We start from the raw sequence: 14882 nt of genomic DNA on the forward strand, positions 1-14882 counted from the left end.
TACTCCATTAACACCACCTGTATACTCTGGAACTTCTGCCTTAGCTCCTTCCTCACCATTGACGCCACCTGTGTATTCTGGAGAATCTAACTTAGCAGATTCTACTGCATTGACACCACCTGTATATTCTGGCGCTTCTAACTTAGCGGCCTCTACTCCATTGACGCCACCTGTGTACTCTGGGATTTCTAACTTAGCAGATTCTACTCCATTGACGCTACCTGTGTATTCTGGGATTTCTAACTTAGCGGATTCTACTCCATTGACGCTACCTGTGTACTCTGGGACTTCTAACTTAGCAGATTCTACTCCATTAACACCACCTGTATACTCTGGCGCTTCTAACTTAGCAGATTCTACTGCATTAACACCGCCTTCGAACTCTGTACTTTCTGCTTTAGCTCCTTCCTCACCATTGACGCTACCTTCAAAGGCTGGTACTTCATGAACGGCAGACTCTCCTTTTGAGCTTTCTACTAGACTACCTTCTGGAACTTCATGGACCGCGGCTTCCTCACCGTTCACACCACCTTCAAAGGCTGGAACATCATGAACGGCTGCTTCGGCACCATTAACCCCACCTTCGAAGGCTGGAACTTCGTTAATAGTTCCTGGTGGATTTTCTTCAATCTCTATTTCTGGAACTTCATGAACTGCGGCTTCTTCGCCGTTCACACCACCTTCAAAGGCTGGTACATCATGAACGGCTGCTTCCTCACCGTTGACGCCACCATCAAAGGCTGGAGCCTCATGAACGGCACCTTCTTCACCATTGACTGCACCTGTAAATTCTGGGACTTCATGGATTTCTGCTTTTGCTCCATTTTTACCACCAGGGACTCCTGCACCTTCAAGACTTACAGGCAAATTATGCATGCTCTCAATTGCACCATCAATGATTTCTTTAATTTCTTGACCAATATCTTCCTTGTTTACTGCAAATAACAATGTTTTGGTATCGTATTGCGTCAAGAAAGCAGCAAAGCTACCATTTGCCAATTTAAGAACTGGTGGTTGATTCACCAATACTTCTGAATCAAATTCTAAAGCAATGACATTTTTGCTCATCTCCACAGCATTTTTCACAGTTGCTTTTGTTGGAGCAATTCTATCCTTGCTTAAGAAATCCCAGTTGAATTTCTTATAAGACAAGGTGTATTCATTTTGAGTGGCAGTTGCATGCTCATAAAGCAAGCCAAATTCGCCATTCCCAAGATCTTGCAATGAGTTATAAGCAAATTTACCACTTTGAATTGGATTGTGCTTGAGCCAAGTTAGGTCTCCATTGGCTTCCACACGCGCTAAGTGCACCAGACCATTGTAACGTCCTGGCCCACCTGCATTACTGAGGATGATATATTCCTTACCATCTTGTACCGTATGAATGGCAGACATTTGAACGTAGACATCTTTGACATCTGAATAGCGTTTTACATCTTTTTCCCAAGTTGCTCCACCGTCTTTACTCGTTGCAACTTGCAAATCCCCTGTCAATCCACGCATGAAGAGTTTGAGATCCCCATTATTCAACTGAACAACAGTTGACTCAGTATTTTGAGCACCTGGATTATTCATAGTTGAAGAATGAATTGTTTGGTTACCTACTGGACGGTTATCATTGACCGCTTCACCAGCATGCCAAGTTTCACCATGGTCATCTGAGTAAATGACGCGTGAAGACTGAGAACCACTTAGGTAGGATACGTTATTTGTAGTGTAGGCAGGGATAACCAGACGCCCTTTATGAGGTCCTGAGTGCAAGGCAATACCTGTACCAGGTCCTGTTCCTAAGAAATGCATCCAGTCCTTACGAATACCGTATGTAATATCTTTTGGTGCAGACCAAGTTTTTCCATCGTCATCACTATAAGACATCCAGAGATAGTTGGTGTTTGAAACTCTAAAGATATTCTTGTCGCTATAATCGAAGTAGACATTACCAATCAGTTCTTCACCTTTATACAAATCACCCTTATCACTATAGGCTGGTTTCTTAGGATCAACTACAACACGGTATTCTGTCTTTCTATTTTCAGGGTCAAAGACTTCACCTTTTTCACGGATTGTATAACGTCCTGCTTCACCTTTTTTGTACAGAACTTGGTAAACCTTGTCACCAATTTGCTCATAGGCTTGTGGTGCTTTTCCTGGTAAATCTCTGACAGCTTCACCTTCTACGAACATATCAAAAATAGAGAAGATTCGCTTAGTTTTCGGATCTTGGACTAGAGCCATGTCAATGTTGACTGGTGATCCCGCATGAGCTCTTCTGGCATTCTCATTATCACGAGGATTTGAGATGACAATTCTATCTCCCCATGTTTTACCCTTATCATCACTACGACGAACAACCATACCGATATCGCCCCAGTCAGAGTGATGCAAGCGTCTCTCATCTGCACCAGCAATCAAGGTTCCTTTATCCGTTTTCAGCAGGGCTGGAATGCGGTAGCTTGCGATACCATCTTTATTTGGCTTACGGTTCTCACCACCTTCAAAAACATCCAGTTTATCAGTAACTTCTGCTCCTTCAGGAAGTTTCTTCTCTAACTCTCCTCTTTCAAAAAGTTGGCTACGTTTTTTAACTTCTTCTTGAGAAAGAGCACGGTCATAAACCGTTAGATTACGGACTTTAAGATTAGCACCCCAGAAGTTTTTACCTGTACGTTTTGTGGTACCGATTTGTACATGATTAACATCTGGCATGTCTTGGATGAAGCGACCAGACTGAGGACTTGTGCGCGACAAGACACCATTTACATAGACGCGAACCTGACCTTTTGGTTGGTCTGCATTTGGTCTTTCAACTGTAAAGGTTACAGAGTTCCACTCACCTGGCTTAATTTTCAAAGGAGCAGTTTTATAATCACCATAGAATTGGTTTCCATTTGCATCACGACCTTCAACGATAGCTGTGTTATCAAGGATGGCCATAGTGAAATACTCATTTACTTTGGTATCACTAGAAACTGAGAAGAGGTTGTAAAAACGTGGAGCAGATGCATCTGGCTTAAACTCCATATGAATGGTCGCATTTTGAAGTTTTTTAAGCTTGTCGAGCTCCTCCTTCATGTCAACTCTTTGACCGTTTGAAGGATTGGTTTCAACATCTTCTTTCTCTATAACAGTATTGGCATTTTCCAACTCTCTTGCATAAAAGTCACGCGGAATGTTTCCAACTTCTTCTTCGTCTTTACTCTCTGTAGCTGGAGTTTCGTTTGATGTTTCTGTTCCGGTTGGTTTTTCAGACGCTGGGTTTGCTTGCAACTCTTCACGGCTCACTTCTGTTCCACTATTATTTACTGTGGTTACTTGGCCTGCAAGCTCCTTATCTAAATTAGCTAGACTTCCTGTCTCTACTTCCTTAGGCAATTCTGGCAAAGATTGCCCCGCTGTTTCACCATTCGTTGATGGTGCCTCTTGAGCCAAAGCCGGTGTAGCACCAAAAACAACCGCTCCAATCACTACTGAAGCTGCTCCAACTGCAAATTTCCGAATTCCATATCTCTGTTTTCTATCAAAATCTCTCTGATTCATGTGTTCCCTTCCGTTATTTTTTAAAAAATAAAGCGCTTTCTTTTTTGCTTAAAATTTTTAGCCTTTCAGACTAGCTGCAAATAAGAAACTGTATTATTGAATGAAATTGCCATTCTTTGTAAATGAAATGCTGTTGCGCTTTTATAAATTCCAAGTTAAAAGATTCGCAACTAGCTATACTCCTTTCACTTTTTATCTTAATCATATTATATAATAAATATTCTAAATTTTAGACTTTATAATCTATAATAGATTATACTTTCAAAGATATTTAGAAGTTTCAAACCACCTGAAACTACTTTCTCATTATCTGGGTTGGGTCACATAAAGAAAAGCCTGTAGTTCATTCGAAACTACAGAGCTTTTTTTCAATTTTTAGTGACCAAGATAGGTAAAGGGGATCTCACTACCACACAACCAGTTGTAAACTTGATCATTGACATGAACATTCATGGCTTCATGAGCATATTCAGGCATGATACGATAACTCTTTTCACAAGTCAAACGGTTGTAAATAGCAAACTGAGTGATTGGATAGCAGACATCGTCATCAAGTCCAGTAATCATCCGAACTTCCCCCTTAATACGATGGGCAAGATTTTTTACATCGATATAGCTAAGTGTTTCCATAATCTGCTCTTCTGTCTCATGGAATGGATCATGGAACTTAAAGTAACGAAAGAGCTCATCATAGGCTTCGCTAGTATTTCCAATCTCTATCACTCGTCTAAAGTCTGACAAGAATGGATAAATAGCTACGGTTCGCTTAATCCGTGGATTTAACCCCGCAGCCACCAGAGCCAGCGCTCCTCCTTGAGAAGCTCCATAGCTTGCTAATTGGCCTTCATCCACTTGTGGGAAACTAGCTACAATCTCAACTAATTGATAAATATCAAGATAAACATCCTTATAGAAGAGTTGCTCTTTTCCTTCTACTGCACCACGAATGATTTGGCCCTTAACTGTATTTCCGAGAGGTGAGCGCAAGCCATCTTGTGAGTAACCAGACTGACCACGGACATCCATAGATACAACACCATAACCAGCGACTGTAAAGGCCAACATATCTGTCCAATCCCAACAACGTCCCATATAGCCATGGAAGTGGAAAATGACAGGTACTTTCTTTTCTGATTTTGGTAAGACCACTCTCGCATAAACGAGCCCATCACGTGTACCTTTAAAAGTTAGCTCATAACACTTCACATTTGGAATACGAAAATCACGTTCCTCTAATTGGTAATCTGGCAAGACCGAAACCTTCTCAATCTCCCCATCCCAAAAATCGTCAAAGTCTTGCGGAACTTCATCTCGCCCTCTGTAAGTTTTCATTTCTTCTATTAGTGCTGGATTTCTCATAAAACCCTCCTTAATTTTGTAACCGTTACCATAACTCTAGCACATAAAGGAAGGCAATGCAAGACTGATATTTTAAATAGAAAGTGATTTTAATTTTGAAGATTCATAAAAGCTTATCTGAAAGTAGTTTTATCCATTCCATTCTGTATAAATTCAATACACTTTCAAAGAATAACAGCTTCTTTGGTCTCTCCTCCAAGAGTCATTGAAGACTAGTCTTATCTTATACTCTTCGAAAATCTCTTCAAACTACGTCAGCTTTATCTGCAACCTCAAAGCCGTGCTTTGAGCAACCTGCGGCTAGCTTCTTAGTTTGCTCTTTGATTTTCATCGAGTATTAGCATGTTTTCGGGTATATAGTTGTCTATCTTTAAACTAGTTTTCTACAAAAAATAAAAAAGTTTCATAATCTTAATAGAATTGTTCTACCAAGATTACAAAACTCTTTCTTATTTCAAATCTTTTTTATAGCGTTCCAACTCTGCTTGGTTTGCCCAAACATAGTGACCTGGACGAATTTCTACCATAGAAGGTTTATCAGTTTCATAGTCATGTTGATCTGGATCATAGACTTTCAAAACTTTTTTACGTTCCAAGATTGGGTCTGGAATAGGAACAGCTGATAGAAGTGCTTGCGTGTATGGATGAACTGGATTATTAAACAATTCTTCAGTTTCAGCCACTTCAACAATAACACCCTTATAAATTACCGCAATACGATCAGAAATGAAACGAACTACTGACAAATCGTGGGCGATAAAGAGATAAGTCAATCCTAATTCTTTTTGGAATTTCTTGAGCAAGTTCAAAACTTGGGCACGTACTGAAACGTCCAAGGCTGAAATTGGCTCATCCGCAATAACGAAGTCAGGTTGCATAACCAAGGCACGGGCAATCCCAATACGTTGACGTTGACCACCTGAAAACTCATGTGGATAACGTGTCAAGTGTTCAGCCAAAAGTCCCACTTCACGAATGATATTTTGAACTTTTTCTTTTCTTTCTTCTTCATCTTTAAACAAATGATAGTTATAAAGACCTTCAGAAATGATATAGTCAACCGTTGCACGTTCATTCAAACTTGCAGCAGGGTCTTGGAAAATCATTTGAATACGACGGATTAATTCCGAAGCTTCTTCACGTGATTTTTTACCATTAATTTTTTTACCTTCAAAGATGATATCACCTTTGCTAGTATCATTAAGACCGATAATAGCACGACCAATTGTTGTCTTACCACTACCAGACTCTCCAACAAGTGAGAAAGTTTCTCCTTTGTTGATAAAGAAGTTCGCATTTTTAACAGCGACAAACTTTTTGCTTCCTTCACCGAAGGAAATTTCTAAGTCTTTAATTTCTACTAATTTTTCAGACATTTCCTTCCTCCTAGTCCTCAAGATGTGTAAAGCCCATCTTTTCACGAATCTTGTCGTGTAAATCTGCAATCACCGATGGTTTTTCAACTTTTGGAGCTTGTTCATGAAGCAACCATGTCTTAGCCCAATGAGTATCAGATACTGCAAACTGAGGTGCTTTTTCCTCGAAGTCAATCTTCATAGCATAATCTGAACGAAGAGCAAAAGCATCTCCCTTCAATTCAGTATAAAGCGATGGAGGTGTCCCAGGGATTGAGTACAATTCACCTTTGTCATCCGCAAGTTGAGGCAAGCTTGACAAGAGGCTCCATGTATATGGATGACGTGGGTCGTAGAAGATTTCTTCAACAGTACCATACTCGACGATTTCACCAGCATACATAACTGCAACTTTATCAGCGATACTTGCTACAACACCTAGGTCGTGGGTGATAAAGATTGTTGTAAAGTGGTATTCGTGTTGAAGTGACTTCAACAAATCAATAATCTGTGCCTGAATGGTCACGTCAAGAGCTGTTGTCGGCTCATCACAGATAAGAATGTCTGGACGACAGGCAAGAGCAATCGCGATAACAATACGTTGACGCATTCCCCCTGAATATTGGAATGGATACTCGTCAAAACGTTTCTCAGAATCTGGAATACCAACTTTATTCATATAGTCAATAGCCATCTCTTTAGCTTCTTGAGCAGTCTTGCCTTGGTGTTTAACAATAACTTCTGTGATTTGACTTCCGATTGTCTTGATTGGGTCTAGACTGGTCATCGGATCTTGGAAGATAGTTGCAATCTTCGCACCACGAATACTTTCCCATTCTTTATGAGAAGATAAGGCTGTCAAATCTTGTCCACGGTAATTAATACTACCTTGTGCAATACGACCATTTTCTTCCAACATTCCTGTGAATGTTTTTGTCAAAACTGATTTACCTGAACCTGACTCCCCAACTAAGGCGAGGACCTCTCCCTCAATCAAATCGATGGAGACACCTCGAATAGCTGTCAAAATCTTGTCACGAACATCAAATTCCACGACAATATCTTGAGCAGTCAAAATTACATTTTTTCCTTTTATCATGTCTACTCCTATCTATGTGTACGTGGATCACTAGCATCCGCTAGGTTTTGACCTACTACGAAAAGGGACAAGGATACCAAGACCAAAGTTGTCAATGGAATCCAGAAGAGATATGCATTGGTTGTTACGTTCTGAGAATAATCTGAAATCAAACGTCCCAAACTTGGTACTGTGATGGGCAAGCCAAGTCCAAAGAATGATAGGAAAGCCTCATATGAGATAAAGGCTGGAAGCATTTGCGACGTACTCGTAACAATAACAGATACCAATTGGGGCATAATGTTTTTCACAATAATCTTATAACTTGGTGTTCCCAAGGTACGTGAAGCAAGGTTGTACTCTAAATCACGGTAACGTAACATTTGGATACGAATTGAATGGGCAACACCAATCCAAGTGGTTACACTCATGGCAAAGATCAAGTTCCAGAAACCTGCCCCGATAGAGTAAGTCAAAACAATAACGATCAAAAGTGATGGAATATTGTTGATAACGTTGTAGACTTCCATCATGATACGGTCAACTGATTTTGAGATCCCCCAAAGTCCACCAATGACAACACCGATAAAAAGGTTAACAAAGGTAGCAATAACCGAAATCAAGATAGAGTTACGAGCCCCAAACCAGACACCATCAAAGAGAGATTTACCATTACTGTCTGTTCCAAACCAATATTCAGCATTTGGCTTAATGTAACGAGCGCTAAAATCGTTTACCTTACTTACATCATTAAAGTCAAAATCAGAAAACATTGGGTAAATGAAACTCATCAAAACAATTGCAATCAAGATACCTAGCATGATTACTGTTGATTTATTCTTCAAAAACTGTCTAAAGACAGAACCCCAGTATGAGTAGGCAGGAGCATCAATTGCTTCAGAGGCATAATCATCACGTTTTACAAACTGAAATTTTTCATTACTAATTGTAGACATTATTTGCCTCCTTTCTCTGTCAATTTAATACGTGGGTCAATAATCGTCATCCAAATATCACCAATAAGGTTTGAGAAGATTGAGACACAAGTGAAGATAAAGACAAGACCAACTACCATATTATTGTTTGAAGCCTTTACAGAGTCGATCAACATTTTACCCATACCTGGGAAGGCGAAGACTGTTTCTGTAAGAGTTGCTCCACCAATAACACCAATGATAGCACCTGGAATACCAGAAACAAGTGGTACCATAGCATTTTTAAAGATATGCTTATCAGAAATCTCTTTCTCAGACAAACCTTTTGCACGAGCAAAACGAACGAAATCTTGTGATTGCAAGTCAATCATATAACGGCGAATCCAAATTGCCATAGTAGGTGCTCCTAACAAGCCCAAAATCACAGCAGGAAGGACATAAGAACGCCAATCACCAGCACCCAAGATTGGGAATGAATCTGGGAAGCCGATTGAAGAACCAATCAAACGAATAATATAGACTAGGGCAATCGTTGGAAGAGCCAACAAGAAAGTTAGAGTCCCTGTAGCGAAACTATCAATCCAAGTGTTTTTGAAACGAGCCATTGCTGAACCAAGAGGAATCGCAATCGCGTATGAAATCGAAAGACCAATCAAACCAGTGATAGCAGAACTTGCAATCATAGATGGGTACTGATAGTTGCTCTCAGTAGCTGTATAAGGATCATCTTTACCGTAGTTCGCTACTTCACGAGCATCAGCTTGACTCGGAGATTTATAAGTTCTTGAGTAAATATTAACTGATGATGTTTTCTTACCAGTTGGGAATTGAACTTCAGAAGTCTTGGTTTGTCCTTGTCCTTGTGTAATAACTTGAAGAACAGGAGTATTGGCATAAGTTGGATAAGAATCTCCTAGGTTCAAGTTGACAAAGTTTTGGTGAACAAATGGGAACTGACTATTGAAGTACAAGAGGTATTTATGTTTAGTACCTGAACCCACAAGAGACCAACCGATCGCAGGGTCATTCTCAAAGCGCAAATAACGCTCTAAGTTTGGATTTTCTGGGTCTTGAATCTTGTTTGTATGGTCAATATCAAGCAAGTTTGCATAGAATTTGAACACACGTTCAAAAATAGGAATTTCACGTGTAGCGTAGAATTGTCCACTCTCTGTAAACTCACCTAGAGTCCAACCATTCCCAAGTTGTTGGATATATTTTTCATAGATTGCTTTATTTGTATCATTTGCATCTACTGTAACAGAAGAGTCAATGCTACTAGCTTTTTCCTGCAACTCTTTCGTATCGTAATATTCGATATAACCCATACGCTCAAAGACAGTATTTTCATAGTTATCTCGTTTATCAGCCGTTGTCGCAATTTTATTGTAGTTAGTATCTTGTTTGAAGATCAACTTCCGTGGAACCATCGTATAGATGATTGTGTAAATCAAGGTCGTTACTAAGAAAATAGAAACCAACGACCGCAAGATACGCATAAAAACATATTTTTTCATATTATTTCCTTTAAAATCCCAAAAGAACCTTCTCCTTTAGGAGAGAAAGTTCTGATGAGCATTATTTATTTCACATGACTCGCTAACTCTTTTTGAGCTTTTTCGTTTGATTCAGCTTTTTCTTTGAGCCATTTTTCACGAGCTTCCTTGTACTCTTTTGTTGTTACAGTGTTAGCTTGCAATTTAAGGTACTTGAAGTATACATCTGAACCTTTATCACCAGATTGAGTGTAAGAGGCTGAGAATGGTACTACACGAGAAATAACTGGTGCTGCTCCTGAAGATGACATAGCTGGAAGGAAGAGTGAGCTATCTGTCAACCAAGCTTGAGCTGCTGCATATTTCTCATAACGTTTGTTAAGGTCACTTGTTTCACTAGCTGCATCATCAACTAATTTGTCGTAATCTTTCAAACCAACTTGAGCAACCGCTGGGTTTGATGGATTGTCATAGCCCATGTAGGTCTTAGTTGTTTCACTATTAGTTGATTTCAAGATATCAAGGTAAGTCGATGGATCATCATAGTCTGGATTCCATCCAACAGCACCTGAAAGGTCCCAATCTTCTGCTGCCGCACTAGCAGCGTAGTACGTGATATTGTGTAATTCATCCGTAGTGATTTGTTGGATATCGATAACTACATTATCTGTACCCAAAGCGGTTTCAACAGATTGTTTGAATGATTGGATACGAGCGATATAGTTTTTAGATGTTTGGTCAACTGGAATATCCAAGTGGATTGGGAATTTCACACCATCTGCTTCAAGGTCTTTTTTAGCTTTAGCTAGTTCTGCTTTAGCTTTATCAGCATTGTAAAGACCATCTTGGCCATCCGCAAAGTTTACATCTTTCCACTCATCACCATAAGAAACAACTTTCTCAGTGACCAAGTCACCAAATGTTTTTTCACCTGCTGAAACAAATTCTGGTTTTACGAAGAGGTTACGGACAGCAAGGGCTGCTCCATCCTTACCATTTAGCTGAGCTGAATAAGCAGTACGATCAAAAGCAAAGTTCAAAGCTTGACGGAAATCTTTATTAAGAAGGGCTTTCTTAGTAGATGTTTTTTCTTCGTCAGTTGTTTTTGATGTGTACTTATAGCTTTGACGGTCAATATTAACACCCAAACCAGCAATACCAGCTCCTTGTGGAGTATAGTAAATATTGTCTTTATATGTTTCTGCTACCTTAGAATAGTTTGAGCTAGTAGGGAAGAGACGGGCATAACTGTATGCACCATTTGTAAAGTTACGCTCAAGTGACTCTTGGTCTGAACCATCATAGTAAGAAAGTGTTACAGTATCGATGTGAACATTGTCCTTATCCCAATACTGATCATTCTTTGCAAATTCGATAGAAGACTTAGCTGTCAATCCCTTAAGCAAGAATGGACCATTGTAAAGCAATGATGTTGGATCTGTCGCCTTACCAAAGTCTTTACCTTTTGATTTTTCAAACTCTGCGTTCAAAGGCCAGAAGATTGCGTAAGACAATTTAGAATTCCAGTATGGTTCTGGTTGGTTCAAAGTGTATTGAAGAGTGTAATCATCAACAGCTTTTACACCTACAGCAGAGAAGTCTGTATTGTTCCCTGATACATAGTCAGCCAATCCTTTAACAGAATTTTGTGCTAGGTAAAGAGCGGCTGATTTATTGTCGGCTGCGTGTTTCAAACCTGTAACAAAGTCATTTGCAGTTACTTCTGCATATTCTTCACCATCAGATGTTAACCATTTTACACCTTTACGAATCTTATAAGTGTATGTTAATCCATCTTGAGACACTGACCAGTCTTCAGCGACTGCAGGAGTAAGGTTACCATACTTATCATTTGTAAAGAGTCCATCGATACCGTTTGAAGTGGCAACTTTAGTACTTTGTTTCCCAGAGATAAGGTAGTCCAATGTTTCTGGGTCAGCAGTATAAGTATAGCCATAGGCTTTTGGTGCTTCAGCATTTGATGATTTTGAAGAACCACAAGCTGCGAGAACGCCTGTTGCGAGTAGGGCAACCCCTGCTACCGCAAAAATCCGAATTTTTTTCATGTTTAGTTAACTCCTCTATTAAAATTAATGAGATACTGTTAATTATACCACACTCCCTTTCAAAAGTAAACGAATTTTCAGAATATTTTGTCGCATGCCTTTTGAAAGCAGGAAAACTTACATTTTCAGAAAAGAAACTATTGACGAGATTTAATTTAAAAGGTATAATAATAAAAGTCAAGGCGGTATAGCCAAGTGGTAAGGCACGGCTCTGCAAAAGCTTGATCGTCGGTTCAAATCCGTCTACCGCCTCTATATTATCAAAGACTCCTACAGGAGTCTTTTTCTTTTAACTACTAGAAAAGCTTTATCAGTTCTGCTCTGATAAAGCTTTTGTTTTATTCTGTTTCTTCTTCTGATTCAAGTTCTTGAATTTGAACCTTAAGCTTGGTTACACGTCCATTTTTGACCTTATCATTAGTTAGGGTGATATGCTTATTGCTACTTTCTAACTCATAGCTAAGTTTTTCTGATGTTGGAATAGTTCCCACACCGGTCAAATAGTAACCAGCGATTGTATCTACATCATCACTTTCAAGTTCAACATCAAAGTAAGCATTAAAGTCATTTAAATTCATTGTCCCTTGGACGATATAGGTATCTTCGCCAATTGTATGAACATAAACTTCAGCTCGGTCAGTTTCATCATCAATTTCACCGACAATCTCCTCAAGGAGATCCTCCAGCGTAACTAGACCAGCCATACCTCCATACTCATCCAGAAGGATAGCCATCTGTCTTTGAGTATTTCTAAACTCTTTTAATAAATCATCCACAAAAATAGTTTCAGGTACAAAGAGTGGATCTTGTAAGATTCGCTTCCAGACAATATTGTCAAACCCGCTATCAAAGGCTTCTTTAAGGAGACTCTTAGTATGAATCAATCCAATAACATTGTCCTTATCCCCATCATAAACAGGAATCCGAGAAAAATTCTGTTTTAAGATACTTTGGATAATGGTTTGAGTGTCATCCTGAATATTTACCATGAAAGCATCGGTTCGAGGAACCATGACTTCACGTGCCATGAGCTCGTCTAGCGAGAAAATCCCTTGTAACATTTCAATTTCATCAGCATCCAAGGTTTCTTCACTCTTAGACAACATGTACTCAATCTCATCACGAGTCATTTTTTCATCTGCATCGTCAAATGTCATCGGTGTCAATTGACTCAAGAGATTAGTTGATGCTGAGAGCATCCAAACGAAGGGACTCACAATCTTACCAAGAGCAATAATAAACGGTACTGTTCGGATAGCCAAGGCATCCTTAAGATTTAGAGCAATTCGCTTAGGATAAAGCTCACCAAAAACAATAGAAATATAGGTCAAGAAAGCTAATGATAAGAAGCTAGCTACCGCATAGGCAGTTTCGCTATTTCCCATCCAAGAGGCGATCAACTCTCCAAGTGAATCTGCTAGTTTAGCCCCTGACAAGATCGTAATTAAGGTGATACCAACTTGAATGGTTGATAAAAAGTGATTGGGGTTTTCAAGTACCTTTAGTAAACGGATATAGCGTTTATCTCCCTCTTCAGCTTTTTGCTCAACACGTGAACGACTAAGTGAAACCATGGCCATTTCTGTTGCAGAGAAAAAGGCATTTAAAAAGGTCAAAACAACTAATAAAACAAATTGCAGTAACAAATCCTGACTGCTCGGGTCTTCCATTTTCCTTCTCCTAAAAAGTATAATTGAAACCATTATACCATATTTTCCAATTTTTACACATTAATTTTCAATTTCTATGATAAAGGGGCGCTGAATAGAGAGCCGCAATCCAAGTCTCGACGCCCTAGTTCAAGCCTTGTGAATCTTTAAAAAAGCTCTTTAAAATCAGAAGTGCAAAAAACAAGCAATCGTTTCTACAGTTCATGACTAATAAAAAACGAGGTTGGGATTTTTCCTCAACCTCTTGATCAATTAGCTATTTTTTGTGACTGTGACCTCACCAGTTCGGTAATCTAACTGAATTCCCTTTTGGACATTTGGAATAACGACATTAAACTCCAGCTCCCCATCAGAGGACTTGGCTTCAATCTGCGATGCGGACGGCACCAAGTCTTCCTCAGTCGCATAGAGCAACGTCACACGGTAACGCACTCGTTTATTCTGATCTAGGGCTTTTCGAACCAAGCTCTCATAGTAGTTTTGACCTGTCGAATCTTCTGCACGCGCTTGGTTGGCCCAAGCTGTCTGTACGGCAATGTTTTTAGGATTGCTAGTAGAAGCATCAAAGCCATCTAAACCACCGATTAAGGCATAGCCCAACAAATGCCCTCTATCGACCGCATGGTTGTAACTTCCCTTTAGATTCTTAACCTGATGCCAACCCGCAGGCGTCCAAGATGTTGAACCATTGCCAGTTTCTTCACGGTCCTTGTACTGTCTGGTCGCTTTTGACATGATTGCATTCGCTACTGTGGGAACTGTCTCTCCTCCTACAGTCTTTGTTTTATTATCCGCATAGGGTTTACTTGAAACCTTGGCGTCTAGATTGGTTTTATTGTTATTGACGATAAAGGCTCCTGCGCTATTCCACTCTAGAGTGCCCTTAATTTGTTTTTTAACTGAATCGGTCAGTACACTTTCAGCCAGTTCTTGACTTGGAGTATCAGACGACTGTGATTTTTGTTTTACTCGTGTTTGTGGTGCAGTGTTGGAAGACTGCATTTGTTTAATATAGTAGCTTCCTGCTGACAAGAGCAAAAAGAGCAAGAGGCCAATTAGAGCCTGCCTTGTTTTTTTATTCATATTTTCTCCTTGTACTCTTCAAAAATCTCTTCAAACCACGTCAGCTTCCATCTGCAACCTCAAAACAGTGTTTTGAGCAGCCTGCGGCTAGCTTCCTAGTTTGCTCTTTGATTTTCAGAGTATTACATTCAATTTCTAGAAAAAAGCTGGGACAAAAGTCCTAGTCTCTCAATTGTCTTTGGATTGTCGAGCAAGACGCAGTGGTTGAGTGGGCTCTACTACGCTGATTTCATCAGCTTTTACAGCCCTACTCAACTGTGCGGAGGTGGGACGACGAAATCGAATTCTAACGAATTACCGATT

9 protein-coding genes and 1 tRNA gene are annotated in these 14882 nt (G+C 39.7%); 1 reads left to right on the plus strand and 9 read right to left on the minus strand.

Annotation, left to right across the window (positions count from 1 at the left end; all coding sequences use genetic code 11):
* The 7 genes from HMPREF2728_RS05775 to HMPREF2728_RS05805 form a co-directional block, all read right to left on the minus strand.
* Nucleotides 1-3537: SIALI-17 repeat-containing surface protein (locus HMPREF2728_RS05775; RefSeq protein WP_075227320.1), on the minus strand; the 3537-nt coding region annotated here is incomplete at its 3' end.
* A 375-nt stretch (nucleotides 3538-3912) separates the two neighbouring features.
* Nucleotides 3913-4896, minus strand: coding sequence for an acetylxylan esterase (locus tag HMPREF2728_RS05780; protein ID WP_061863810.1), 984 nt, complete (start codon nucleotides 4894-4896; stop codon nucleotides 3913-3915).
* Nucleotides 4897-5345: 449 nt separating this feature from the next.
* Nucleotides 5346-6272, minus strand: a complete 927-nt coding sequence (locus HMPREF2728_RS05785) for an ATP-binding cassette domain-containing protein (RefSeq protein ID WP_061863809.1) — start codon at nucleotides 6270-6272, stop codon at nucleotides 5346-5348.
* A 10-nt stretch (nucleotides 6273-6282) separates the two neighbouring features.
* Entirely contained in the window at nucleotides 6283-7350 is a 1068-nt protein-coding gene (locus HMPREF2728_RS05790; RefSeq protein WP_049528226.1) for an ABC transporter ATP-binding protein, read from the minus strand.
* Between the two features lie 8 nt (nucleotides 7351-7358).
* Entirely contained in the window at nucleotides 7359-8285 is a 927-nt protein-coding gene (gene oppC / locus HMPREF2728_RS05795) for an oligopeptide ABC transporter permease OppC (RefSeq protein ID WP_075227321.1), read from the minus strand.
* Nucleotides 8285-9781: an ABC transporter permease gene (locus HMPREF2728_RS05800; RefSeq protein WP_049528232.1), complete on the minus strand. Its 1497-nt coding sequence runs from the start codon at nucleotides 9779-9781 to the stop codon at nucleotides 8285-8287. Before HMPREF2728_RS05800 ends, oppC begins: the two co-directional genes overlap by 1 nt.
* A 65-nt stretch (nucleotides 9782-9846) precedes the next feature.
* Nucleotides 9847-11826 carry a peptide ABC transporter substrate-binding protein gene (locus tag HMPREF2728_RS05805; RefSeq protein ID WP_075227322.1) on the minus strand — a complete coding sequence of 660 codons (1980 nt, stop codon included), beginning with the start codon at nucleotides 11824-11826 and terminating at the stop codon, nucleotides 9847-9849.
* Nucleotides 11827-12007: 181 nt separating this feature from the next.
* Here HMPREF2728_RS05805 and HMPREF2728_RS05810 point away from each other — a divergent pair.
* Nucleotides 12008-12078: transfer RNA gene (locus HMPREF2728_RS05810), tRNA-Cys, on the plus strand.
* Nucleotides 12079-12164: 86 nt separating this feature from the next.
* Here HMPREF2728_RS05810 and HMPREF2728_RS05815 read toward each other — a convergent pair.
* Nucleotides 12165-13496, minus strand: coding sequence for a hemolysin family protein (locus tag HMPREF2728_RS05815; RefSeq protein ID WP_075227323.1), 1332 nt, complete (start codon nucleotides 13494-13496; stop codon nucleotides 12165-12167).
* A gap of 252 nt (nucleotides 13497-13748) precedes the next feature.
* Nucleotides 13749-14579 carry a DNA/RNA non-specific endonuclease gene (locus HMPREF2728_RS05820; RefSeq protein ID WP_049503082.1) on the minus strand — a complete coding sequence of 277 codons (831 nt, stop codon included), beginning with the start codon at nucleotides 14577-14579 and terminating at the stop codon, nucleotides 13749-13751.
* Between the last annotated feature and the right edge of the window lie 303 nt (nucleotides 14580-14882).

The organism is Streptococcus sp. HMSC061D10, from assembly GCF_001808865.1.
Classification (GTDB): Bacteria; Bacillota; Bacilli; order Lactobacillales; family Streptococcaceae; genus Streptococcus.